This is a genomic window from Escherichia sp. Marseille-Q3837, assembly GCF_916618735.1.
Taxonomy (GTDB): domain Bacteria; phylum Pseudomonadota; class Gammaproteobacteria; order Enterobacterales; family Enterobacteriaceae; genus Escherichia; species Escherichia ruysiae.
In genome coordinates, this window is record NZ_CAKAKC010000001.1 from 1,099,734 (window position 1) to 1,120,953 (window position 21,220).

The window sequence follows — 21,220 nt, forward strand, 5'->3', positions numbered from 1 at the left end:
TGAATCGTAAACTCTCTATCGTTGAATCGCGACAGAAAGATTTTGGGAGCAAATGATGCGCATAGTTACCGCTGCCGTCATGGCCTCAACGCTGGCAGTCAGTTCATTAAGCCACGCTGCTGAAGTCGGTTCAGGCGATAACTGGCATCCGGGCGAAGAACTTGCGCAGCGCAGTACGCAGAGCCATATGTTCGACGGCATAAGTTTAACCGAACATCAGCGTCAGCAGATGCGAGATCTTATGCAACAGGCCCGGCACGAACAGCCTCCTGTTAATGTTAGCGAAGTGGAGACAATGCATCGCCTTGTCACCGCAGAAAATTTTGATGAAAACGCTGTGCGCGCTCAGGCAGAAAAAATGGCGAAAGAACAGATCGCTCGCCAGGTTGAGATGGCTAAAGTCCGCAACCAAATGTATCACCTGTTAACGCCAGAGCAGCAAGCGGTTTTAAACGAGAAACATCAACAACGAATGGAGCAGTTGCGCGACGTGACGCAATGGCAAAAAAGTTCATCGTTGAAGCTATTGAGTAGTAGCAACTCACGTTCCCAGTAGTAAACCCTGTTTTCCTTGCCATAGACACCATCCCTGTCTTCCCCCACATGATGTGGGGGTTTTTTTTATCTTCAATTTGCCTGTTGCTTGATGCATTGCAGATGATTTGCTTCCGTTATACTACCGTCAGTTGATAGCGGGAGTATTTATGAATCAATCTTATGGACGGCTGGTCAGCCGGGCGGCGATTGCTGCGACGGCGATGGCTTCGCTGCTATTGCTGATTAAAATTTTTGCATGGTGGTATACCGGTTCGGTGAGTATTCTTGCCGCGCTGGTGGATTCGTTGGTGGATATTGGCGCGTCGTTGACGAATTTACTGGTGGTGCGTTACTCGCTGCAACCTGCCGACGACAATCACTCGTTTGGTCACGGTAAAGCCGAGTCCCTCGCGGCGCTGGCGCAAAGTATGTTTATCTCCGGTTCGGCGCTGTTCCTGTTTTTGACTGGTATTCAGCATTTGGTTTCTCCGACGCCGATGACAGACCCCGGCGTCGGGGTTCTCGTGACTATTGTGGCGCTGATTTGTACGATTATCCTTGTTTCGTTTCAGCGTTGGGTCGTGCGTAGGACACAGAGCCAGGCAGTGCGGGCAGATATGCTACATTATCAGTCCGATGTTATGATGAACGGTGCGATTCTGCTGGCGCTGGGGTTGTCCTGGTATGGCTGGCATCGTGCTGATGCCCTGTTTGCATTGGGAATCGGCATCTATATTTTATATAGCGCGTTACGCATGGGGTATGAGGCGGTACAGTCATTACTGGATCGCGCGCTGCCCGATGAGGAACGGCAAGAAATTATTGATATCGTGACTTCCTGGCCGGGAGTTAGCGGCGCTCACGATCTTCGTACGCGGCAGTCAGGGCCGACCCGCTTTATTCAGATTCATTTGGAAATGGAAGACTCTCTGCCTTTGGTTCAGGCGCATATGGTGGCGGATCAGGTAGAGCAGGCTATTTTACGGCGTTTTCCGGGATCGGATGTGATTATTCATCAGGACCCTTGTTCCGTCGTACCCAGGGAGGGTAAACGGTCTATGCTTTCATAATCAGTATAAAAGAGAGCCAGACCCGCATTTTGTGTATAAAATACCGCCATTTGGCCTGACCTGAATCAATTCAGCAGGAAGTGATTGTTATACTATTTGCACATTCGTTGGATCACTTCGATGTGCAAGAAGACTTCCGGCAACAGATTTCATTTTGCATTCCAAAGTTCAGAGGTAGTCATGATTAAGAAAATCGGTGTGTTGACAAGCGGCGGTGATGCGCCAGGCATGAACGCCGCAATTCGCGGGGTTGTTCGTTCTGCGCTGACAGAAGGTCTGGAAGTAATGGGCATTTATGACGGCTATCTGGGTCTGTATGAAGACCGTATGGTACAGCTAGACCGTTACAGCGTGTCTGACATGATCAACCGTGGCGGTACGTTCCTCGGTTCTGCGCGCTTCCCGGAATTCCGCGACGAGAACATCCGCGCCGTGGCTATCGAAAACCTGAAAAAACGTGGTATCGACGCGCTGGTGGTTATCGGCGGTGACGGTTCCTACATGGGGGCAATGCGTCTGACCGAAATGGGCTTCCCGTGCATCGGCCTGCCGGGCACCATCGACAACGACATCAAAGGCACTGACTACACTATCGGTTTCTTCACTGCGCTGAGCACCGTTGTAGAAGCCATCGACCGTCTGCGTGACACCTCTTCTTCTCACCAGCGTATTTCTGTGGTGGAAGTGATGGGGCGTTACTGTGGCGATCTGACGCTGGCTGCGGCCATTGCGGGTGGTTGTGAATTTGTGGTGGTTCCGGAAGTTGAATTCAGCCGCGATGACCTGGTAAATGAAATCAAAGCGGGTATCGCGAAAGGTAAAAAACACGCAATTGTGGCGATTACCGAACATATGTGTGATGTTGACGAACTGGCGCATTTCATCGAGAAAGAAACCGGTCGTGAAACCCGCGCAACTGTGCTGGGCCACATCCAGCGCGGTGGTTCTCCGGTGCCTTACGACCGTATTCTGGCTTCCCGTATGGGCGCTTACGCTATTGAACTGCTACTGGCTGGTTACGGCGGTCGCTGCGTAGGTATTCAGAACGAACAACTGGTTCACCATGACATCATCGACGCTATCGAAAACATGAAGCGTCCGTTCAAAGGTGACTGGCTGGACTGCGCGAAAAAACTGTATTAATGATTTCGGGCAGATTTCTTTCGCCTGAAACCGATGACAGAAGCAAAAATGCCTGATGCGCTTCGCTTATCAGGCCTACATGAATTGTGCAATCTATTGAGTTTGCAAGATTTTGTAGGCCGGATAAGGCGTTCACGCCGCATCCGGCATGAACAAAGCGAACTTTGTCAGCAATATGAGGCGGATTTCTTCCGCCTTTTTAACTCCCCAACATATACCCACAAGTTATAGCCAATCTTTTTTTATTCTTTAATGTTTGGTTCACCTTCTGGCACGCTTTGCTTATCACAACACAACATAAGAGAGCCGGGCGATGAACAAGTGGGGCGTAGGATTAACATTTTTGCTGGCAGCGACCAGCGTGATGGCAAAGGATATTCAGTTACTTAACGTTTCGTATGATCCAACGCGCGAGTTATACGAACAATACAACAAAGCCTTCAGCGCCCACTGGAAACAGCAAACCGGCGATAACGTGGTGATTCGTCAGTCGCACGGTGGTTCAGGGAAACAGGCAACATCGGTAATCAACGGGATAGAAGCTGACGTTGTTACGCTGGCGCTGGCTTACGACGTAGATGCGATTGCTGAACGTGGTCGAATTGATAAAGAGTGGATCAAACGTCTGCCGGATAACTCCGCGCCGTATACCTCCACCATTGTCTTCCTGGTTCGTAAGGGCAATCCGAAGCAAATCCATGACTGGAACGACCTGGTTAAACCGGGTGTTTCGGTGATCACGCCTAACCCGAAAAGCTCTGGCGGTGCACGCTGGAACTACCTGGCGGCGTGGGGATATGCCCTGCACCACAACAATAACGATCAGGCAAAGGCGCAGGATTTTGTGCAGTCATTGTATAAAAACGTGGAAGTGCTGGACTCTGGTGCGCGTGGTTCAACAAATACTTTTGTCGAGCGTGGGATTGGTGACGTGCTGATCGCCTGGGAAAACGAAGCTCTGCTGGCAACGAATGAACTGGGGAAAGATAAGTTCGAAATCGTCACGCCGAGTGAGTCTATTCTCGCGGAGCCGACGGTATCGGTTGTCGATAAAGTGGTGGAGAAAAAAGGCACCAAAGAGGTGGCAGAAGCCTATCTGAAATATCTCTACTCGCCAGAAGGTCAGGAGATTGCAGCCAAAAACTATTACCGTCCGCGCGATCCTGACGTGGCGAAAAAGTATGAAAATGCTTTTCCGAAGCTGAAGTTATTCACCATTGATGAAGAGTTCGGCGGCTGGACGAAAGCGCAAAAAGAGCATTTCTCTAACGGCGGTACGTTTGACCAAATCAGCAAACGTTAATTTTGTTGACGATAACCAGACCCGGTGGCATCTCGCGACCGGGTTTTTTATTTGTCGCGATTTTGCGTTACCCTTGCATCTCTTTGAGGTACAGGGAAAAAACGATGAAAAAAACGGTTATTCTCATTTTGGTGATGATAGTTATCGCCGTTGCTGCGGGTATCGGCTACTGGAAATTTACCGGTGATTCGGATGTGTTACGTAAGATTGTCCTTGAGCAATGTTTGCCCAACCAGCAGCAAAACCAAAATCCTTCGCCATGTGTGGAAGTCAAACCCGATGCCGGATATGTGGTTTTAAAAGACATTAACGGACCACTGCAATATCTGTTGATGCCAACGTATCGTATTAACGGCACTGAAAGTCCTTTGCTGACCGATCCTGCAACGCCGAACTTCTTTTGGCTGGCCTGGCAGGCGCGTGATTTTATGAGTAAAAAATATGGTCAGCCGGTTCCCGATCGCGCGGTCTCGTTGGCGATTAACTCCCGCACCGGGCGCACACAAGACCATTTTCATATTCATATCTCTTGTATTCGTCCTGATGTGCGCAAACAACTGGATAATAACCTGGCGAACATCAGCAGTCGCTGGTTGCCGCTGCCAGGCGGATTACAGGGGCATGAATATCTGGCGCGTCGGGTAACCGAAAGCGAACTGGTACAACGTAGTCCGTTTATGATGCTGGCGGAAGAAGTGCCAGAAGCGCGGGAACATATGGGAAGTTACGGGCTGGCGATGGTACGGCAGAGTGACAACTCGTTTGTATTACTGGCGACACAGCGTAATCTGCTGACGCTGAATCGTGCTTCAGCCGAGGAGATTCAGGATCATCAGTGTGAGATTTTGCGTTAAGGCAAGCAGTTAAGAAAAGTTAAGTGCCGGATGTGAAATCCGGCACCTGTCAGACTTAAGCCTGTTTAGCCGCTTCTGCAGCTTTAACGATCACTGCGAAGGCGTCAGCTTTCAGAGAAGCACCGCCAACCAGCGCGCCGTCGATGTCCGGCTGAGCGAATAGTTCAGCAGCGTTAGACGCGTTTACAGAACCGCCGTACTGGATGATCACTTGTTCAGCGATGTTAGCGTCAACTTTAGCGATGTGATCGCGGATGAATTTGTGAACAGCCTGCGCCTGCGCCGGAGTTGCAGATTTGCCAGTACCGATTGCCCATACTGGTTCGTAAGCGATAACTGCGCCTTCGAATGCTGCCGCACCCTGAGTTTTCAGCACTGCGTCGATCTGACGTGCGCAAACTTCTTCAGTTTTGCCCGCTTCGTTCTCAGCTTCAGTTTCGCCGATGCACAGAACCGGAGTCAGACCCTGCTCTTTCAGCACAGCGAATTTTTTCGCGATCAGTTCGTCAGACTCTTTGTGGTAAGTACGACGTTCAGAGTGGCCGATGATGATGTACTGTGCGCCGATGTCTTTCAGCATAGCAGCAGAGGTTTCACCGGTGAATGCGCCGGACAGGTTCAGATCCACGTTCTGCGCACCCAGCATGATGTGGCTGCCTTCAGCTTCACGCTTCGCCATATCGATGTACATTTCCGGTGGTGCGATTGCAACCGCACAGCCAGCAACACCTGCCAGCTCTTTACGCAGGTTAGAAACCAGCTCGTGAACCATGTGGCGGCTGCCGTTCAGTTTCCAGTTACCCATCACTAAAGGATGTCGCATTTTAATTCTCCACGCTTATAAGCGAATAAAGGAAGATGGCCGCCCCGCAGGGCAGCAGGTCTGTGAAACAGTATAGAGATTCATCGGCGCAAAGGCTTTGCTTTTTGTCATTTATTCAACCCTTCCAGCGTTTCAGATAGCGCCAGCTTAATCGGTTCAACAGCGAAGGTCAGCCCCTTTTCGCCGTTGTCCGCGACAACATAGCGCAACGCGCCTTCTGTCTCAGTGTAGTAACGTTTGTTTTTCCCCGCCGTAAGGAGTGACTGCAGCTTTTTCTGACTTTGTGTTTTGGTCATCAGCGGGGTGAGTGTGCGGATCATTGCTGCCATGTATTCCTGGGCTTTCGCTTTAGCGGCTTTTTGCTCTGGCCCCTGGATTGGCAGCCAGGTAATTTGAATGCTTTTGATTTTTAAGGTGCCGCGCTCAAGCGCCGTGGAAGCATACAAGTTCTCGTTAATTTTACTGGCGGCGCGAGTCAGGTTGGCTTTGTCGGGGCTGCTGTCGATGGCACGAAATTCGTTCAGTGGCAGATTGGGGTTCTGGCTGTTAAAGTCTTCTCGAAACTGGCTGATGGAGAGATCGAAAGTGGGGGCGCCAGCCAGCAGGTAGGGCGCTGTCGTTGCCGTGCCAGGCGATTGTGCGTGCACCGTTGCACTAACGGATAACACGGTAGATAAGAGAAAAAACACTGAACACCCTGACTTCATCGGCAGTACCTTTTGTTATGACTGGGTTCGATTAAAACGATATCTGTCGCCCTTGTCAAAAGGGTAGAATCCTGGAAAAGACAACCATCAAGGAACTTACATGACCATACAGCAATGGTTATTCTCATTTAAAGGGCGTATTGGACGCCGCGATTTCTGGATTTGGATTGGCCTCTGGATCGTTGGCATGTTGGTGCTTTTCTCACTGGCGGCTAAAAAATTACTCGATATCCAGACCGCCGCGTTTTGCCTTGTGTGCCTGTTATGGCCGACAGCGGCAGTGACGGTGAAACGACTGCACGATCGTGGGCGTTCTGGCGCATGGGCATTTCTGATGATTGTAGCGTGGATGCTTCTGGCGGGTAACTGGGCGATTTTACCGGGCGTGTGGCAATGGGCGGTGGGGCGGTTTATTCCGACGTTGATTCTGGTGATGATGCTTATCGATCTTGGCGCATTTGTCGGCACCCAGGGCGCAAATAAATTTGGTAAAGATACCCTGGACGTAAAGTATAAGTCTGAGAATAAATCAAGCCATTAATCCGCAATATATCTCTTATTGCTATTTTTATCCGGGATCGTTATTTCCATATTGCAAATGACGATACCCGGAAAATCTCCCTCATTTCCTTACCTTAATCAATATCAAAAAAAATGGTAATCCATAAGATCATTACTTGTTTGTTCTTCCCTTAACGGCGCATTATTCTTAAGTGGCAATCGACAGAGAGGCGAATATACAGAGGTGCCCTATGAAAGATGTCGTAGATAAATGCAGTACTAAAGGATGTGCGATTGATATCGGTACGGTGATTGATAACGACAACTGTACAAGCAAACTTTCGCGCTTTTTTGCTACCCGCGAAGAAGCAGAGTCCTTTATGACCAAACTGAAAGAGCTTGCAGCCACTGCATCCTCTGCGGATGAAGGCGCCAGCGTGGCCTATAAGATTAAAGATCTGGAGGGGCAAGTCGAGCTTGATGCAGCTTTCACCTTCTCATGCCAGGCCGAGATGATTATTTTTGAGTTATCACTGCGTTCACTTGGTTAATGGAGTTAAACATGGCTTATAAACACATTGGCGTGGCAATTTCCGGGAATGAAGAAGATGCCCTACTGGTGAACAAAGCCCTGGATCTCGCCAGACATAATGACGCTCATCTGACGTTAATTCATATTGATGATGGCTTAAGTGAGTTGTATCCGGGTATCTACTTCCCCGCAACAGAAGATATTCTTCAACTATTGAAAGATAAGTCAGATAACAAACTGTATAAGCTGACGAAAAATATTCAGTGGCCGAAAACGAAACTGCGCATTGAGCGCGGAGAAATGCCGGAAACACTGCTGGAAATTATGCAAAAAGAGCAGTGTGACCTCCTTGTTTGTGGTCACCACCACTCGTTTATCAACCGTTTGATGCCGGCATATCGCGGGATGATCAATAAGTTGAGTGCGGATCTCTTGATCGTGCCATTTATCGACAAGTAACCGCTTACCAGTAATGCTCCGCTGTCATGTGACCCGGTCGGCGACGTAAATGTTTCGTCATCTGCCGGGTCTCTTTCAGCAGTTGTTGCGTATCGCGCACCATCTGTGGATTACCACACAGCATCACATGGCTGGTTTCTTTATTCATTGGCAGTCCAACCGCGTTTTCCAGTTCACCGCTTTCAATTAACGCCGGTATTCGCCCGGTGAGTGAGCCCGCTGCCGTTTCCCGACTGACAACCGTCTGAATGCGCAGTTTTCCTTCGTAGCGTTTTTCCAGTTCCTGCATCAGTGGCAAATAGCTTAAGTCGGAGGCATAACGCGCGGCGTGAACCAGTACCAAATTTTTGAAGCGATCTAAATCTTTGCCTAATTGCAGAATCGACAAATAAGGGCCAATCGCTGTACCGGTTGCCAGCATCCATAGCGTTTCGCAATCTGGTACTTCATCCAGAACAAAAAAGCCAGCCGCTTCGCTAACCACCTGCACTTCGTCACCCGGTTTTAGCGCCGCCAGTCGCGGGCTTAATTTGCCATCAGGGACGGTGACCAGATAAAACTCCAGGTCGGGATTGTCGGGAGAATTAACGTAAGAGTAGGCGCGCTGGACGCGTTCGCCGTCAATTTCAAGGCCAAGTTTGGTGAATTGTCCGGCGGTAAATGGAAGTACCGGAGCGTGAACGGTGAGACTAAACAGGGCGTCGGTCCAGTTCTGCACTTTAGTGACTTTGCCTGTTACCCAATCAGCCATGTTTCTCTCCTGTTTTGATTGACTTGCCTTATCTTCGTTCTCCGGACAAAAAAATTCCAGTCCCGAAGGACTGGAAGGCTCAATCGATCAAATGACTCAGAGAATATGCACCTGCATTTCCGGGTCTTTGCGATCCAGATAGTGAATCGACTGAATGCGGCGAATGGTGCGTGACTTACCACGAATCAGCAGCGTTTCGGTTGTCGCGATATTGCCTTTGCGGCTAATCCCTTCCAGCAGATCGCCTTTGGTGATACCGGTGGCAGAGAAGATGACGTTATCGCTACGCGCCATATCGCCCAGACGCAGTACTTTACCGGCTTCAATGCCCATTGCTTTGCAGCGCGCCAGCTCCTGCTCGCCAATGCGACGATTCTCTTCGTTGTCGCCTTTGACGTCATGACGTGCCAGCAGACGGCCATTCATGTCGCCATCCAATGCGCGGATCACCGCCGCAGACACCACACCTTCTGGCGCGCCGCCAATGCCGTACAGCACGTCAACTTCGCTGTCTGGCATACAGGTGAGAATCGAGGCTGCGACATCGCCATCAGGAATGGCAAATACGCGCACGCCGAGTTGCTGCATTTCTGCGATAACCGCGTCGTGGCGCGGTTTCGCCAGAATAGTGACCGTCAGTTCGCTTAACGGTTTGCCGAGTGCCGCCGCAACATTGCGCAGGTTATCCGCCAGCGGCAGATTCAGGTCGATGACGCCTTTGGCACCAGGTCCGACGATCAACTTCTCCATATACATATCCGGCGCATTGAGGAAGCAGCCCTTATCGCCCACAGCCAGTACCGCCAGCGCGTTAGCCTGACCCATCGCCGTCATGCGCGTGCCTTCAATCGGATCAACAGCAATATCCACCGCATCGCCGCGACCAGTACCGACTTTTTCACCAATATAGAGCATCGGTGCTTCGTCGATTTCGCCTTCACCAATGACGATGGTGCCGTCAATGTTGACCTGGTTGAGCATAATACGCATGGCGTTTACCGCCGCGCCGTCAGCGGTGTTTTTATCGCCGCGTCCTAACCATTTGTAGCCAGCCAGCGCCGCAGATTCGGTGACGCGGGAAAATTCGATGGCAAGTTCTCGTCTCATAGCAAACTCTAAGCAGTAAGGAATGGCGCGAAGTGTAGCACAGGGGAAGGGCGGGATTATTGATGTGTGCGGGGTTGCCCCCGCACGGTTTCAGAGTCTGCATGATGCCGGATGCGGCGTGAACGCCTTATCCCGCCTACACAAAATGGCATCGGCTCGTAGGCCTGATAAGACGCGTAAGCGTCGCATCAGGCGATCAGCATCAGGCAATCGGCCAGATGCCTGGCATCACTCCTCGTGTTCTTCCCACGCCATCGCGCGTTTAACCGCTTTTTTCCAGCCTGCGTAACGGTAATTACGCTCGGTGGTTTCGATGCCAGGGCGGAACTCGCGTTCAATCACCGCTTTCTCTTGCAGCTCGTCAAGGTTCTGCCAGAAGCCAACCGCCAGACCAGCAAGATAGGCTGCACCCAATGCGGTCACTTCGCGCACTTCCGGACGCTCAACGCGCGTGCCGAGGATGTCAGACTGGAACTGCATCAGGAAATTGTTCGCCACCGCGCCGCCGTCTACGCGCAGTGCGTGCAGACGAATGCCGGAGTCGGCCTGCATTGCTTCCAGTACGTCACGCGTCTGATAAGCAATAGACTCCAGCGTCGCGCGGATGATGTGGTTAGCATTCACCCCACGAGTCAGACCGAAAATCGCCCCGCGCGCATACGGATCCCAGTACGGCGCGCCCAGGCCGGTAAAGGCCGGAACGACATATACGCCGTTGGTATTTTGCACTTTGGTGGCAAAGTATTCGGAATCGTCGGCGTCGCTAATCAGTTTCATTTCATCGCGCAGCCACTGAATGGACGCGCCCGCCATAAATACCGCGCCTTCCAGAGCATAATTCACTTCGCCAGTCGGGCCACAGGCGATGGTGGTCAGCAGGCCATTTTCTGATGTCACCGCTTTCTCACCGGTATTCATCAGCATAAAGCAGCCTGTACCATAGGTATTCTTCGCCATCCCTTCTTTAACGCACAGCTGCCCGAATAGCGCCGCCTGCTGATCACCCGCGATCCCGGCGATCGGAATACGCGTGCCGCCTTTACCGCCGATGTTGGTCTGACCGTACACTTCCGAAGAGCGACGCACTTCAGGCAGCATCTCGCGCGGGATATCCAGTGCGTCGAGCATTTTGTCGTCCCAGTCCAGAGTATGGATGTTGAACAACATGGTGCGAGACGCGTTGGTGTAATCGGTCACGTGAACGCGACCTTGAGTCATTTTCCAGATTAGCCAGGTATCAACCGTACCAAACAGCAGTTCACCACGACGCGCACGCTCGCGGGAGCCTTCCACATGGTCGAGGATCCACTTCACTTTGGTGCCAGAGAAGTACGGGTCAATGACCAGACCGGTGTTATTACGAATGTACTCTTCCATGCCATCGCGCTTGAGATGCTCGCAGATCTCAGCGGTACGACGGCACTGCCAGACAATGGCGTTATAGATAGGCTTGCCGGTTTCTTTTTCCCAGACGATAGTGGTTTCTCGCTGGTTAGTAATCCCAATAGCTGCAATTTGATCGGAACTGATATCGGCTTTCGCCAGCACTTCTACCAGCGTAGAGCTTTGGGTGGCCCAGATTTCCATTGGGTCGTGTTCTACCCAGCCTGGTTTTGGGTAGATTTGCTCAAATTCGCGCTGTGACACGCTAATGATGTTGGCATCGTGATCCATCACGACTGCGCGGGAGCTGGTGGTGCCCTGGTCGAGCGCAACGATATATTTTTTTTCAGTCATGTTTAATTGTCCCGTAGTCACATTACAGTGAAGCTTTTTGTTCTGAAGGAGTTGTGATCTCCTTTTCTTCCACAACACAGATATCGCAAGGCAAATGGCGGCCAATCAGTTTGCGGTAGGCAAATGCACCTACAATCGCGCCAACGATAGGGCCAAAAAGCGGCACAAGGAAGTAAGGAATGTCTCTGCCGCCGGTAAAGGCGACCTTGCCCCAGCCCGCCAGCCAGGCAAAGACTTTCGGACCGAAGTCACGTGCTGGGTTCATGGCAAAGCCCGTCAATGGCCCCATAGATGCGCCGATGACCGCAATCAGTAGACCAATCAACAACGGTGCCAATGGCCCACGCGGTACACCGTTACCATCGTCCGTGAGCGCCAGGATCAGCCCCATCAGAATAGCGGTAATCACCATTTCAACTGCGAAAGCCTGCACAAAATTGATATGAGGGTTAGGGTAAGTAGAGAATGTGCCCGCCAGATCAACACTTTCGACGCTGCCGCGAACAATATGATGGGTCTGTTCGAAGTTGAGGAATAAATTGTAGTAAAGCCCGTAAACTAATGCCGCAGCGCAGAAAGCACCGGCAACTTGTGAAATGATAAAAGGAATAACTTTTCGCTTGTCGAAACAGGCAAACAGCCACAACGCAATAGTGACAGCGGGATTAAGATGCGCGCCGGAAACCCCTGCGGTCAGGTAGATGGCCATTGCCACCCCTAGTCCCCAAATGACACTGATTTCCCACTGACCAAAAGACGCACCAGCGACTTTAAGTGCTGCAACGCAACCCACACCGAAAAAAATCAACAACCCGGTCCCTAGGAATTCGGCAATGCACTGGCCTTTCAAGGTTGATGTTTGACTCATAATCGGATCCTGAAGAGTTAATGTTTGTTGTAAGCGTGAAAGTCACTGACGTTCACGATGCTTGTAGGCATCCTGTGAATTTATCGTTAACGAGCAAAAACGAGAAATATCGAAATCAAAATGTGTGTGCCGCGTCATAAAATGAGCGTTATCGCGCCATTTGTTTCACATCTTCTTACATGATGCACGTTTGTTAAATCATTCTTGCAACAAATTTTTTAACATTTTCGATTCATGTGGGTTATGTCACCAGGAGAAGGATGAAAAGTGTGGCAAACCGGAATCTGCAAGGCGTGCTGCTGGACAGAGATGGCGCGGCTTCATACAATCGGAGCTAACGAAAACGTGCACGTATTTATTAAGGCGTCACCGATAATCGGGACGAGGATATATATCCATCAACGCCTTGCAATTCAGGAGAGGTATGACAATGTCATTAGAAGTGTTTGAGAAACTGGAAGCAAAAGTACAGCAGGCGATTGATACCATCACTTTGTTGCAGATGGAAATCGAAGAGCTGAAAGAAAAGAACAACTCACTGTCGCAGGAAGTTCAAAATGCCCAGCATCAGCGCGAAGAGCTGGAGCGTGAGAACAACCATCTGAAAGAACAGCAGAACGGCTGGCAGGAACGTCTGCAGGCCCTGCTGGGTCGCATGGAAGAGGTCTGATTACGCTTCATCTTTCGCGTAATTGCTTTACTGTGTAGGCAACAGGTAACGCAGAAAAAAGGCACCTTGCGGTGCCTTTTTTATCATTCGATATCCAGCGGATCTTCAGAAAGAATAATCCCGGTATTGTCGGCATAGAGATGGTCGCCGGAGAAGAAGGTGACGCCGCCAAAGTTGACGCGGACATCGCTTTCACCAATGCCTTCGCCAACAGCACCGACCGGAATTGCCGCCATCGCCTGGATGCCGATATCCAGCTCTTCCAGGTCATCTACCTGACGCACCGCGCCGTAAATGACCAGGCCTTCCCATTCATTTTGTACTGCCAGACGCGCCAGTTCAGCATCGACCAGTGCGCGACGAACAGAACCACCGCCATCGACGACAAGAACACGACCACGACCATTCTGTTCGAGCAGATCATACAGCAACCCGTTGTCCTCGAAACATTTTACCGTGATGATTTGTCCGCCAAACGACGCCCGTCCACCAAAGTTGGAGAACAGCGGTTCCACGACGTTGACATCTTCTTGATAGATGTCACAAAGCTCGGAAGTATCGTATTTCATAGGCTTAACATTCAGTTGCTGCGAGAATTTTCAGTATATCGCGCTATGTGGGTTGTTGGCAAAATCATCAATTGTTAATTGATATTTGTCAGTTATGCTGCCCACTGGCTTAGGAATATCCCTAAAACAAACAGCAAGTTAGTCAGTAATGCGCCCTTGACAGTGCGTTCCAGCATTGGTCGCATCGCTACCGGATCCATTTCACGCATCACATAACGAGCCTGTTTCACCAGTAACGGCGTTGCCAGCAGGAACAACCAGCCCCACAGGCTGTGCAGCGAAAAGAGATTAAACAGCGCCAGGCACACCAGTGAGCCGATCAGCAGGCAGGCATGGTAACGACGCGCGTTTACTGCACCTAAGCGCACCACCAGTGTATTTTTGCCATTCTCGCGGTCGCTATTGATATCACGCAGGTTATTAATATTCAGAACCGCTGTTGCCAGCAGGCCACAGGCGGTCGCCGGAAGGATCAATGCCGGAATCAACGTATGCGCCTGCAAATACCAGCTCCCCATCACGCTCAACCAGCCAAAGAAAACCAGTACGGAAATATCACCCAGACCGATATAACCATAAGGGCGATTGCCCACGGTGTAGGTGATTGCGGCGATGATCGACAACCCGCCCAGAATCAGGAAGCCGACAAAATCGGCCAGCGTATGGCACGCCACTGCGACCAGCGCCAGTCCGGAGAGACAGATGAGCACGACGGTAATGATGAGCGCCCGTTTCATCTCTTGCTGGGTAATAACCCCTTTTTGCATACCACGTAGTGGTCCGATACGGTCAGGTTTGTCGCTGCCTTTGACGGCATCGCCGTAATCATTGGCGAGGTTAGAAAGGATCTGTAATAGCCCGGCGGTAATCAGTGCCAGCAGGGCGACCAGCGGATCGAAGTGACCTTGCCACCATGCCAGCGCCGTCCCGACGATAATTGCAGCAAAGGCGAGGGGGAGGGTTTTAGGTCGTAAACTTTCCAGCCACGCCTGAGTTCGGCTAATTTGTTGTTCAGTCATAATACGCGCCAATAAAAATGGGGCCTTTCAGCCCCATCAAACAATGATGAAAATGATTGAACGCGATTATAGGATAAAACGGCTCAGATCTTCATCTGCCACCAACGCATCCAGATGTTTGCTCACATAATCTGCGTCAATGGTGATAGTTTGACCGCTTAAATCGCTGGCGTCGTAGGAAATCTCTTCCATTAAACGCTCCAGAACGGTATGTAAACGGCGTGCACCGATGTTTTCGGTAGATTCGTTCACCTGCCATGCCGCTTCCGCGATACGCTTAATACCGGAATCCGTAAATTCGATATTCACGCCTTCGGTCGCCATCAGTGCTTTGTACTGCACGGTGATAGAGGCATTCGGCTCGGTCAGAATACGCTCGAAGTCGCTGGTGGTCAGTGCCTGCAGCTCAACGCGGATTGGCAGACGACCTTGCAGTTCCGGGATCAGGTCAGACGGTTTCGCAATCTGGAACGCGCCAGAAGCGATAAACAGAATGTGGTCAGTTTTGACCATCCCGTGTTTGGTGGAAACGGTGCAACCTTCTACCAGCGGCAGCAGGTCACGCTGAACACCTTCACGAGAAACATCCGGACCGGAAGACTCGCCGCGCTTACAGATTTTGTCGATTTCGTCGATAAACACGATCCCGTGCTGCTCAACAGCGTCGATAGCGTCTTGCTTCAGCTCTTCCGGATTCACCAGTTTCGCCGCTTCTTCTTCAATCAGCAGCTTCATGGCGTCTTTGATTTTCAGCTTACGTGCTTTTTGCTTCTGGCCGCCCAGGTTCTGGAACATGGACTGCAGCTGGCTGGTCATCTCTTCCATTCCCGGAGGAGCCATAATTTCAACGCCCATCGGTGCTGCGGCAAGATCGATCTCGATTTCTTTGTCATCAAGCTGGCCTTCACGCAGTTTCTTGCGGAATGCCTGACGAGCAGCGGACGGTTCCTGCTGCTGTTCGGTCTGTCCCCAGTTGTTTTTAGCAGGTGGGATCAGCACGTCGAGAATACGTTCTTCTGCCAGTTCTTCAGCGCGATAACGGTTTTTCTCGATAGCTTGTACGCGTACCATTTTCACGGCGGCATCGGTCAGATCGCGAATAATAGAATCCACTTCCTTACCGACGTAGCCCACTTCGGTGAATTTGGTCGCTTCAACTTTGATGAACGGCGCATTCGCCAGCTTAGCCAGACGACGGGCGATTTCAGTTTTACCGACACCGGTCGGGCCGATCATCAGGATATTTTTCGGGGTCACTTCATGGCGCAGCTCTTCGTTGAGCTGCATACGGCGCCAGCGGTTACGCAGAGCAATCGCCACAGAACGCTTGGCGTTGTCCTGGCCGATGATGTGCTTATCCAGCTCGCTGACGATTTCGCGTGGGGTCATTTCAGACATGGGAGATCCTTACGCTTTGTAGCTTAATTCTTCGATGGTGTGGAAATGGTTGGTATAGATGCAAATGTCGCCTGCAATATCCAACGCCTTTTCAGCAATTTCACGGGCGCTAAGTTCAGTGTTTTCTAACAGCGCGCGCGCCGCCGCCTGGGCGTAAGGGCCGCCGGAGCCGATAGCAATAAGATCGTTTTCTGGCTGCACCACGTCACCGTTACCGGTGATGATAAGCGATGCAGTTTCGTCTGCGACTGCCAGCAGTGCTTCAAGTTTGCGCAACATGCGATCGGTACGCCAGTCTTTTGCCAGTTCAACGGCCGCTTTAACCAGATGACCCTGATGCATTTCCAGCTTACGTTCAAACAGTTCGAACAGCGTAAAAGCATCCGCAGTACCGCCCGCAAAGCCCGCGATGACTTTGTCGTTGTACAGACGGCGGACCTTTTTCACGTTGCCTTTCATTACGGTATTGCCCAACGTGGCCTGACCATCACCAGCGATGACCACATGGCCGTTACGGCGTACGCTTACTATAGTTGTCACGAGCTGACCCCTTGGTTACGAATACAGAGTACAAACCCCGTACAAAAGTACGGGGCATAATGCAATTATAGATGGGGGGGATTTTGAGGGTTTCAACCCCCGGCAGCGAGCCGAATGCAGTTTGTATGACCCGCCATCTTCAACCGATTGAGGGTGCTGTCTGCGTTCTCTTTGCCTTTCACCGGGCCAATGACCACACGATTCCAGCCATTGTTGGTGGTAATTTTCGAGTCAAAGCCTTCGAACGCCAGCTGAGCACGTACTGTCTCTGCCTGTTCTGCCCCTCTGAACGAACCGCACTGTACCATCCAGCGGCGTTCATCTTTTTTCTCCGCCGTCGGTTTTGGCGCGTCAGCTGCACGAGCAACTGGCGCAGCTTGCTGCGGCTTCGACTGCGCGGTAGTGTGCGCAGGGGTTTGCAGCAGATCCTGGTACGGCTGCTGAGTAGAAGCCGGTTTTGACTGGCGCGGCTGCGACTGAACCGGCGCGGCTTGCGACGTACGCGTCTGTTGCTGCCAGCTTTGTTCGGTTGTTCGTGACTGCTGAGCCAGGCGTTGCTGTTCCGCTAACTGCTGCGCCTGACGCTGGCGTTGTAGCGTTTGCTGGCGCTGTTCTGGCGTTTGCTCATTCCACGGAACTTCAACTAACTGCGTTGGCTGCTGGCGCATATCGGCCTGCATTTGTTCAAGAAGCTGGCGCTGTTCTGGTGTCAGTTGCTCCGGCGTTTTTACTTCACCACCGGCAGAAGGTTCTGTTGGCGCACGCACACCCGGCTGGCGACTTTCCAGCTCTTTAATGTAGCGCCAGCGTTCTTCCGGTTTCGGAGGTAGTCCGTTTCCGGTCACTTTCTGGCTTTGCAGCGTCTCGGACTCTTCTTTCTTGTGATGCGTAATGAAGTACAGACCACCGATAAAGGTCACAAGAACGGCGGCAGCAATAGCGACCATTGCGGGAGAAACCGCAGGCAGATTTCGTTGCTTTTTCCGTGAGGTACTCTTTTTTCGCCGCGAAGGTGCCGGTTGGCTGCGGCGTACATAATCTCGTTGTGCCACTATCGTTTCGCTGTATTTATTCGTTCGTCAGCCCGCCATGTTACTTAAGCGGCGGGCCTTTGACCAGTCACGGAAGCCTTAAAGGTTTACTTTAAGTCAATGTGCGTGTCGATCCCCGGATAATAAGCTCGCAGTCCATTAAACGTGAGCCACTGCCGACCGTTTGCCCCTGCATTTGGTCAAGCAATAACAACATTGCCTCGCGACCAATTTCATAGCGCGGCTGTGCGATGGTTGTCAGTGGCGGATCACAAAATTGCGTCAGGTCGATGTTATCAAAACCGATTATGGAAAGGTCATCAGGAACTTTCAGCCCCTGACGTTTTGCCTGCGAAAGTGCGCCAAGTGCCATCACATCGCTATGACAGAAAACAGCAGTTGGCGGTTGCGGAAGGTCGAGCAACTGCTGCATGGCTTTGCTTCCGGCGTCGAAGGTGAAGTCGCCACGGGCGATGTATTGTGGATCAACCATAATTCCGCAGCGACGCAGAGCCTGAACGTAGCCTTGCAGGCGATAGTGACACAGCGGCATTTCTTCCGGCCCAGCAATACAGCCGATCAATTTATGCCCCTGTTCATACAGGTAATTTACCGCATCAAATGCAGCGGTCAGGTTGTCGATATGAACTGTAGGCAGTTCCAGCTCCGGTGCAAATTCGTTCGCCATCACCATCGGCGGCAGATTACGCTGTTCCTCAATGCTGGCATCAAACGGCAGCCTTGAACCGAGCAGCAACATGCCATCAATTTGCTTAGTGATTATCAAATCGATAAAGGTTTTTTCCTGCTGGTTTTGATGTGCACAGTCGCCAATCAGTACCAGATACCCATGACTTGCTGCCGTAATTTCGATTCCGCGAATAATTTCGCTAAAGAAGGGATCACAGATATCCGGGACAATCACCAGAATGGTGCGGGACTCATTACGCTTGACGTTACGCCCCATCGGCTGCGGTAAATAACCCACATCCCGGGCGGCTTTTTCAACCCGGTTACGAGTCGCCAGGGAGACCTTATCTGGATTCATTAACGCTCGGGAGACGGTTGCCGTAGAGACTTTTGCTTTCAGGGCGACGTCTTTCATGGTTGCGGCAGTTTCCTGCTTCTTCGCTTTCACTCTCACTCCTCGCCTGGCACGTCAGGCGTACTACATCCGTGTTTACTTCACATCGGCAACATTTTTAGCAGATAGCGCGTGAAAACGGTTACAGAATTTTCATGAAAAGTGTGATGAATATTTAATTTTTCGATCCGCCTCGCATCGTTAGCGGTTTAACCCTCAATAGGATCGACATCCAGCACCCATTTCACTTTCCGTGAATCCGGTATTGTATTAATAAGCGCCAGCGTACCGTTAATGATGTGCTGTAAGCGCACGCGGGAAGGATGTTGCAGCAGGATCTGCCAGCGCCAGCGACCGCCACGTTTGGGTGCCAGTGCTGGAACCGGGCCGAGAACCCACAGTTTCTCATCCGCCAGCGGACTGGAGAGGATGAGATTTCGCAACTGTTGCAGGAACAGCGGCGCGTGCTGATTGTTATGATCTTCGGCGCGCACAATCACGTGGCTGGTCCACGGTGGTAGCTGCATCATACGCCGCTCGGCCAGCGCCTGTTCTGCAAAGGCGTCATAGCCTTTATAGAGCAATGTTTGCAAGAGAGGATGTTCCGGATGATGCGTTTGCAGCACCACTTCGCCCTGTTTACCGGCACGCCCCGCACGACCAGCAACCTGGGTGTAAAGCTGGGCGAAACGTTCTGCGGATCGAAAATCGGCAGAAAACAGCGCACCGTCCACGTCCAGTAATGCCACAAGTGTGACATCCGGAAAGTGGTGACCTTTCGCCAGCATTTGCGTGCCAATCAAAATCCGCGCGCCGCCGCGATGTACTTCCGCCAGTTGTTGTTCCAGCGCACCTTTGCGGCTGGTAGTGTCACGATCAATACGTGAAATGGGTACACCAGGGAACATCGGGGCAAGCGTCTGCTCAAGCTGCTCGGTGCCCAGGCCCACCGGCACAAGATGCGTGGAGCCGCAGGAAGGGCACTGGCGCGGCACTGGGCGCTGGCTGTCGCAGTGATGACAGCGCAGATGCTGCTGCGCCTGATGCAATGTGTAGTAGTGATCGCAACGCGGGCATTCGGCTATCCAGCCACAGTCGTGGCACAGCAGCGCAGGCGCAAAACCCCGGCGGTTAAGAAAGAGGATAACCTGGTTGTCGGCCTGTAAATGCTGGCGCATACGGCTGATCAACGCCGGAGCCAGCCCCGCTTGCACCTTCTGACCTTTTAAATCCAGCACGTGTTGAATTGCCGGACGCGCATTACCCGCCCGACGGGTCAGGCGCAGCAGGCGGTATTTTTTCTGCTGGACGTTGCATAACGTTTCCAGCGCGGGCGTTGCGGAGCCAAGAATAATCGGGATTTGCTCGCTATGCGCGCGATACACCGCCAGGTCGCGGGCATGATAGCGCCAGCCTTCCTGCTGTTTGTAGGAACTGTCGTGCTCTTCATCAATGACAATCACGCCGAGATTTTTAAACGGTGTAAACAGCGCGGAGCGGGTGCCAATCACAATCGCCGCCTCGCCATTTTTCGCTTTCAACCACGCAGAAAGGCGCTCGCTGTCGTTCAGGCCAGAATGCAGAACTTCCACGGGCGCATTAAACCGTTCACGAAAACGGGCGATAGTTTGCGGTGTCAGGCCGATTTCCGGCACCATTACCAGCGCCTGTTTGCCCTGGGCGAGCACGTTTTCCAGCACGCTTAGATAAACTTCCGTTTTACCGGAGCCGGTGACGCCCGCCAGCAGCCAGGCGGAAAAGGTATCTGCCGCGCTATGGATGGCGCCAACGGCGGTGGCTTGTTCAGTATTCAGTCGCAACCGCTCGCCAGAAACGGCGTAGTTCGTTCGCCAGTCACTAAACTCTGGTGTTTCACTTGCTAAATCACACAGACCTTTTTTGCGCAGTGCCTGTAGCGCGGCATCATTAAATTCGAGAGTGGCAACCTGGTCGCGCCAGATTTTCCCTTGTCGCAATGCCGCCAGTGCCTGTTGTTGCTTTGGCGAACGTTTCAGGCTGTTGATATCTACCGCCTGACCGTGCTCGGTGGCAAACCAGTACCACATGGGCGCGTTCGCTGCAGGTCGCCCCTGGCGCAGTAAAATCGGCAAGGCATGAAACAACACATCGCCAATGGGATGATGATAATAATCCGCCGCCCATAGCAGTAATCGCCAGACGGAGTGAGTAAATACCGGCTCAACGTCCAGCACTTCAACTACCGCTTTTAGCTCGTTGAGCGGCAGCTCGCTGACATCGCTAACGGACACCACAATCCCGATGCGCTCCTGCTGTTTACCAAACGGCACGCGCACGCGACACCCGGCTTTAACCGTCATGCCTTCAGGCAGCAGATAGTCAAAGGTTCGGGGAAGCGGAACGGGCAAGGCAACGTGAGCAACGGGCATAGCATCATCCTGACTTGAAATTCGGTGGAACAGTATACACATTGCCGTAGAGGAGTGCGGATCAGTTTGCATACGCTGGTTAATTTCTGTATGATTCGGCGCCTTTGAT

General features: G+C 51.8%; 22 protein-coding genes. 9 read left to right on the forward strand and 13 right to left on the reverse strand.

The annotated features are described in order from the left end of the window. Window positions 1–55 precede the first annotated feature (55 nt). From cpxP to cdh, 5 genes are all read left to right on the forward strand, one after another. A complete protein-coding gene (cpxP, locus tag LG381_RS05195) occupies window positions 56–556 on the forward strand; it encodes a cell-envelope stress modulator CpxP (protein ID WP_016158830.1) in 501 nt (166 codons plus the stop codon). Window positions 557–704: 148 nt separating this feature from the next. Further along, window positions 705–1,607 (forward strand): CDF family cation-efflux transporter FieF, encoded by a 903-nt coding sequence (fieF, locus tag LG381_RS05200; RefSeq protein WP_001076752.1) that lies wholly within the window; start codon window positions 705–707, stop codon window positions 1,605–1,607. Between the two features lie 180 nt (window positions 1,608–1,787). Then, window positions 1,788–2,750 (forward strand): 6-phosphofructokinase, encoded by a 963-nt coding sequence (gene pfkA / locus LG381_RS05205; protein WP_001355350.1) that lies wholly within the window; start codon window positions 1,788–1,790, stop codon window positions 2,748–2,750. Window positions 2,751–3,063: 313 nt separating this feature from the next. After that, window positions 3,064–4,053: a sulfate/thiosulfate ABC transporter substrate-binding protein Sbp gene (gene sbp / locus LG381_RS05210; RefSeq protein WP_001045694.1), complete on the forward strand. Its 990-nt coding sequence runs from the start codon at window positions 3,064–3,066 to the stop codon at window positions 4,051–4,053. Window positions 4,054–4,157: 104 nt separating this feature from the next. Next, window positions 4,158–4,907, forward strand: coding sequence for a CDP-diacylglycerol diphosphatase (gene cdh / locus LG381_RS05215; protein ID WP_222680629.1), 750 nt, complete (start codon window positions 4,158–4,160; stop codon window positions 4,905–4,907). A 55-nt stretch (window positions 4,908–4,962) separates the two neighbouring features. Here cdh and tpiA read toward each other — a convergent pair whose 3' ends face one another. Together tpiA and LG381_RS05225 are read right to left on the reverse strand one after the other, a co-directional pair. After that, window positions 4,963–5,730, reverse strand: coding sequence for a triose-phosphate isomerase (gene tpiA, locus LG381_RS05220; protein WP_001216325.1), 768 nt, complete (start codon window positions 5,728–5,730; stop codon window positions 4,963–4,965). A 107-nt stretch (window positions 5,731–5,837) separates the two neighbouring features. Next, complete coding sequence (locus LG381_RS05225) at window positions 5,838–6,437, reverse strand: YiiQ family protein (protein ID WP_000834910.1); 600 nt, start codon at window positions 6,435–6,437, stop codon at window positions 5,838–5,840. A gap of 100 nt (window positions 6,438–6,537) precedes the next feature. Here LG381_RS05225 and LG381_RS05230 point away from each other — a divergent pair, with 100 nt between their 5' ends. The 3 genes from LG381_RS05230 (at window position 6,538) to uspD (ending at window position 7,929) form a co-directional block, all read left to right on the forward strand. After that, entirely contained in the window at window positions 6,538–6,978 is a 441-nt protein-coding gene (locus LG381_RS05230; protein ID WP_000155269.1) for a DUF805 domain-containing protein, read from the forward strand. 211 nt (window positions 6,979–7,189) lie between these two features. Further along, the gene (locus LG381_RS05235) at window positions 7,190–7,489 is read left to right on the forward strand and encodes a DUF406 domain-containing protein (protein WP_000655995.1); all 300 of its coding nucleotides are present in this window, start codon (window positions 7,190–7,192) and stop codon (window positions 7,487–7,489) included. 11 nt (window positions 7,490–7,500) lie between these two features. Then, entirely contained in the window at window positions 7,501–7,929 is a 429-nt protein-coding gene (gene uspD / locus LG381_RS05240; RefSeq protein WP_000323549.1) for a universal stress protein UspD, read from the forward strand. A gap of 4 nt (window positions 7,930–7,933) precedes the next feature. Here uspD and fpr read toward each other — a convergent pair whose 3' ends face one another. The 4 genes from fpr to glpF form a co-directional block, all read right to left on the reverse strand. Continuing rightward, window positions 7,934–8,680, reverse strand: coding sequence for a ferredoxin--NADP(+) reductase (fpr, locus tag LG381_RS05245; RefSeq protein ID WP_032226782.1), 747 nt, complete (start codon window positions 8,678–8,680; stop codon window positions 7,934–7,936). A 96-nt stretch (window positions 8,681–8,776) separates the two neighbouring features. After that, the gene (gene glpX / locus LG381_RS05250; protein ID WP_001250655.1) at window positions 8,777–9,787 is read right to left on the reverse strand and encodes a class II fructose-bisphosphatase; all 1,011 of its coding nucleotides are present in this window, start codon (window positions 9,785–9,787) and stop codon (window positions 8,777–8,779) included. Between the two features lie 228 nt (window positions 9,788–10,015). Then, window positions 10,016–11,524: a glycerol kinase GlpK gene (gene glpK, locus LG381_RS05255; protein ID WP_000136801.1), complete on the reverse strand. Its 1,509-nt coding sequence runs from the start codon at window positions 11,522–11,524 to the stop codon at window positions 10,016–10,018. A gap of 22 nt (window positions 11,525–11,546) precedes the next feature. Then, window positions 11,547–12,392, reverse strand: a complete 846-nt coding sequence (gene glpF, locus LG381_RS05260) for a glycerol uptake facilitator protein GlpF (RefSeq protein WP_225762104.1) — start codon at window positions 12,390–12,392, stop codon at window positions 11,547–11,549. A 424-nt stretch (window positions 12,393–12,816) separates the two neighbouring features. Between glpF and zapB the strand changes: the two genes are divergently transcribed. After that, window positions 12,817–13,062, forward strand: coding sequence for a septal ring assembly protein ZapB (gene zapB, locus LG381_RS05265; protein WP_001296623.1), 246 nt, complete (start codon window positions 12,817–12,819; stop codon window positions 13,060–13,062). Window positions 13,063–13,145: 83 nt separating this feature from the next. Here the strand turns inward: zapB and rraA are convergent, their stop codons facing one another. The 7 genes from rraA to priA form a co-directional block, all read right to left on the reverse strand. Beyond that, window positions 13,146–13,631, reverse strand: coding sequence for a ribonuclease E activity regulator RraA (gene rraA / locus LG381_RS05270; RefSeq protein WP_000872912.1), 486 nt, complete (start codon window positions 13,629–13,631; stop codon window positions 13,146–13,148). A gap of 92 nt (window positions 13,632–13,723) precedes the next feature. After that, window positions 13,724–14,650 (reverse strand): 1,4-dihydroxy-2-naphthoate polyprenyltransferase, encoded by a 927-nt coding sequence (gene menA / locus LG381_RS05275; RefSeq protein WP_024212602.1) that lies wholly within the window; start codon window positions 14,648–14,650, stop codon window positions 13,724–13,726. A 66-nt stretch (window positions 14,651–14,716) separates the two neighbouring features. Further along, window positions 14,717–16,048: an HslU--HslV peptidase ATPase subunit gene (hslU, locus tag LG381_RS05280; RefSeq protein ID WP_001293344.1), complete on the reverse strand. Its 1,332-nt coding sequence runs from the start codon at window positions 16,046–16,048 to the stop codon at window positions 14,717–14,719. 9 nt (window positions 16,049–16,057) lie between these two features. Then, window positions 16,058–16,588, reverse strand: coding sequence for an ATP-dependent protease subunit HslV (hslV, locus tag LG381_RS05285; RefSeq protein ID WP_000208242.1), 531 nt, complete (start codon window positions 16,586–16,588; stop codon window positions 16,058–16,060). Between the two features lie 92 nt (window positions 16,589–16,680). Next, window positions 16,681–17,640 (reverse strand): cell division protein FtsN, encoded by a 960-nt coding sequence (ftsN, locus tag LG381_RS05290; protein WP_000068842.1) that lies wholly within the window; start codon window positions 17,638–17,640, stop codon window positions 16,681–16,683. Window positions 17,641–17,731: 91 nt separating this feature from the next. Then, window positions 17,732–18,757: a DNA-binding transcriptional regulator CytR gene (cytR, locus tag LG381_RS05295; RefSeq protein ID WP_000644884.1), complete on the reverse strand. Its 1,026-nt coding sequence runs from the start codon at window positions 18,755–18,757 to the stop codon at window positions 17,732–17,734. Window positions 18,758–18,912: 155 nt separating this feature from the next. Further along, window positions 18,913–21,111, reverse strand: coding sequence for a primosomal protein N' (gene priA / locus LG381_RS05300; RefSeq protein ID WP_024212601.1), 2,199 nt, complete (start codon window positions 21,109–21,111; stop codon window positions 18,913–18,915). Between the last annotated feature and the right edge of the window lie 109 nt (window positions 21,112–21,220).

Bases quoted from the DNA above. Each gene is read 5' to 3' on its own strand.
- cpxP (WP_016158830.1), top strand. From the start codon at position 56: ATGCGCATAGTTACCGCTGCCGTCATGGCCTCAACGCTGGCAGTCAGT.
- fieF (WP_001076752.1), top strand. From the start codon at position 705: ATGAATCAATCTTATGGACGGCTGGTCAGCCGGGCGGCGATTGCTGCG.
- pfkA (WP_001355350.1), top strand. From the start codon at position 1,788: ATGATTAAGAAAATCGGTGTGTTGACAAGCGGCGGTGATGCGCCAGGC.
- sbp (WP_001045694.1), top strand. From the start codon at position 3,064: ATGAACAAGTGGGGCGTAGGATTAACATTTTTGCTGGCAGCGACCAGC.
- cdh (WP_222680629.1), top strand. From the start codon at position 4,158: ATGAAAAAAACGGTTATTCTCATTTTGGTGATGATAGTTATCGCCGTT.
- tpiA (WP_001216325.1), bottom strand. From the start codon at position 5,730: ATGCGACATCCTTTAGTGATGGGTAACTGGAAACTGAACGGCAGCCGC.
- LG381_RS05225 (WP_000834910.1), bottom strand. From the start codon at position 6,437: ATGAAGTCAGGGTGTTCAGTGTTTTTTCTCTTATCTACCGTGTTATCC.
- LG381_RS05230 (WP_000155269.1), top strand. From the start codon at position 6,538: ATGACCATACAGCAATGGTTATTCTCATTTAAAGGGCGTATTGGACGC.
- LG381_RS05235 (WP_000655995.1), top strand. From the start codon at position 7,190: ATGAAAGATGTCGTAGATAAATGCAGTACTAAAGGATGTGCGATTGAT.
- uspD (WP_000323549.1), top strand. From the start codon at position 7,501: ATGGCTTATAAACACATTGGCGTGGCAATTTCCGGGAATGAAGAAGAT.
- fpr (WP_032226782.1), bottom strand. From the start codon at position 8,680: ATGGCTGATTGGGTAACAGGCAAAGTCACTAAAGTGCAGAACTGGACC.
- glpX (WP_001250655.1), bottom strand. From the start codon at position 9,787: ATGAGACGAGAACTTGCCATCGAATTTTCCCGCGTCACCGAATCTGCG.
- glpK (WP_000136801.1), bottom strand. From the start codon at position 11,524: ATGACTGAAAAAAAATATATCGTTGCGCTCGACCAGGGCACCACCAGC.
- glpF (WP_225762104.1), bottom strand. From the start codon at position 12,392: ATGAGTCAAACATCAACCTTGAAAGGCCAGTGCATTGCCGAATTCCTA.
- zapB (WP_001296623.1), top strand. From the start codon at position 12,817: ATGACAATGTCATTAGAAGTGTTTGAGAAACTGGAAGCAAAAGTACAG.
- rraA (WP_000872912.1), bottom strand. From the start codon at position 13,631: ATGAAATACGATACTTCCGAGCTTTGTGACATCTATCAAGAAGATGTC.
- menA (WP_024212602.1), bottom strand. From the start codon at position 14,650: ATGACTGAACAACAAATTAGCCGAACTCAGGCGTGGCTGGAAAGTTTA.
- hslU (WP_001293344.1), bottom strand. From the start codon at position 16,048: ATGTCTGAAATGACCCCACGCGAAATCGTCAGCGAGCTGGATAAGCAC.
- priA (WP_024212601.1), bottom strand. From the start codon at position 21,111: ATGCCCGTTGCTCACGTTGCCTTGCCCGTTCCGCTTCCCCGAACCTTT.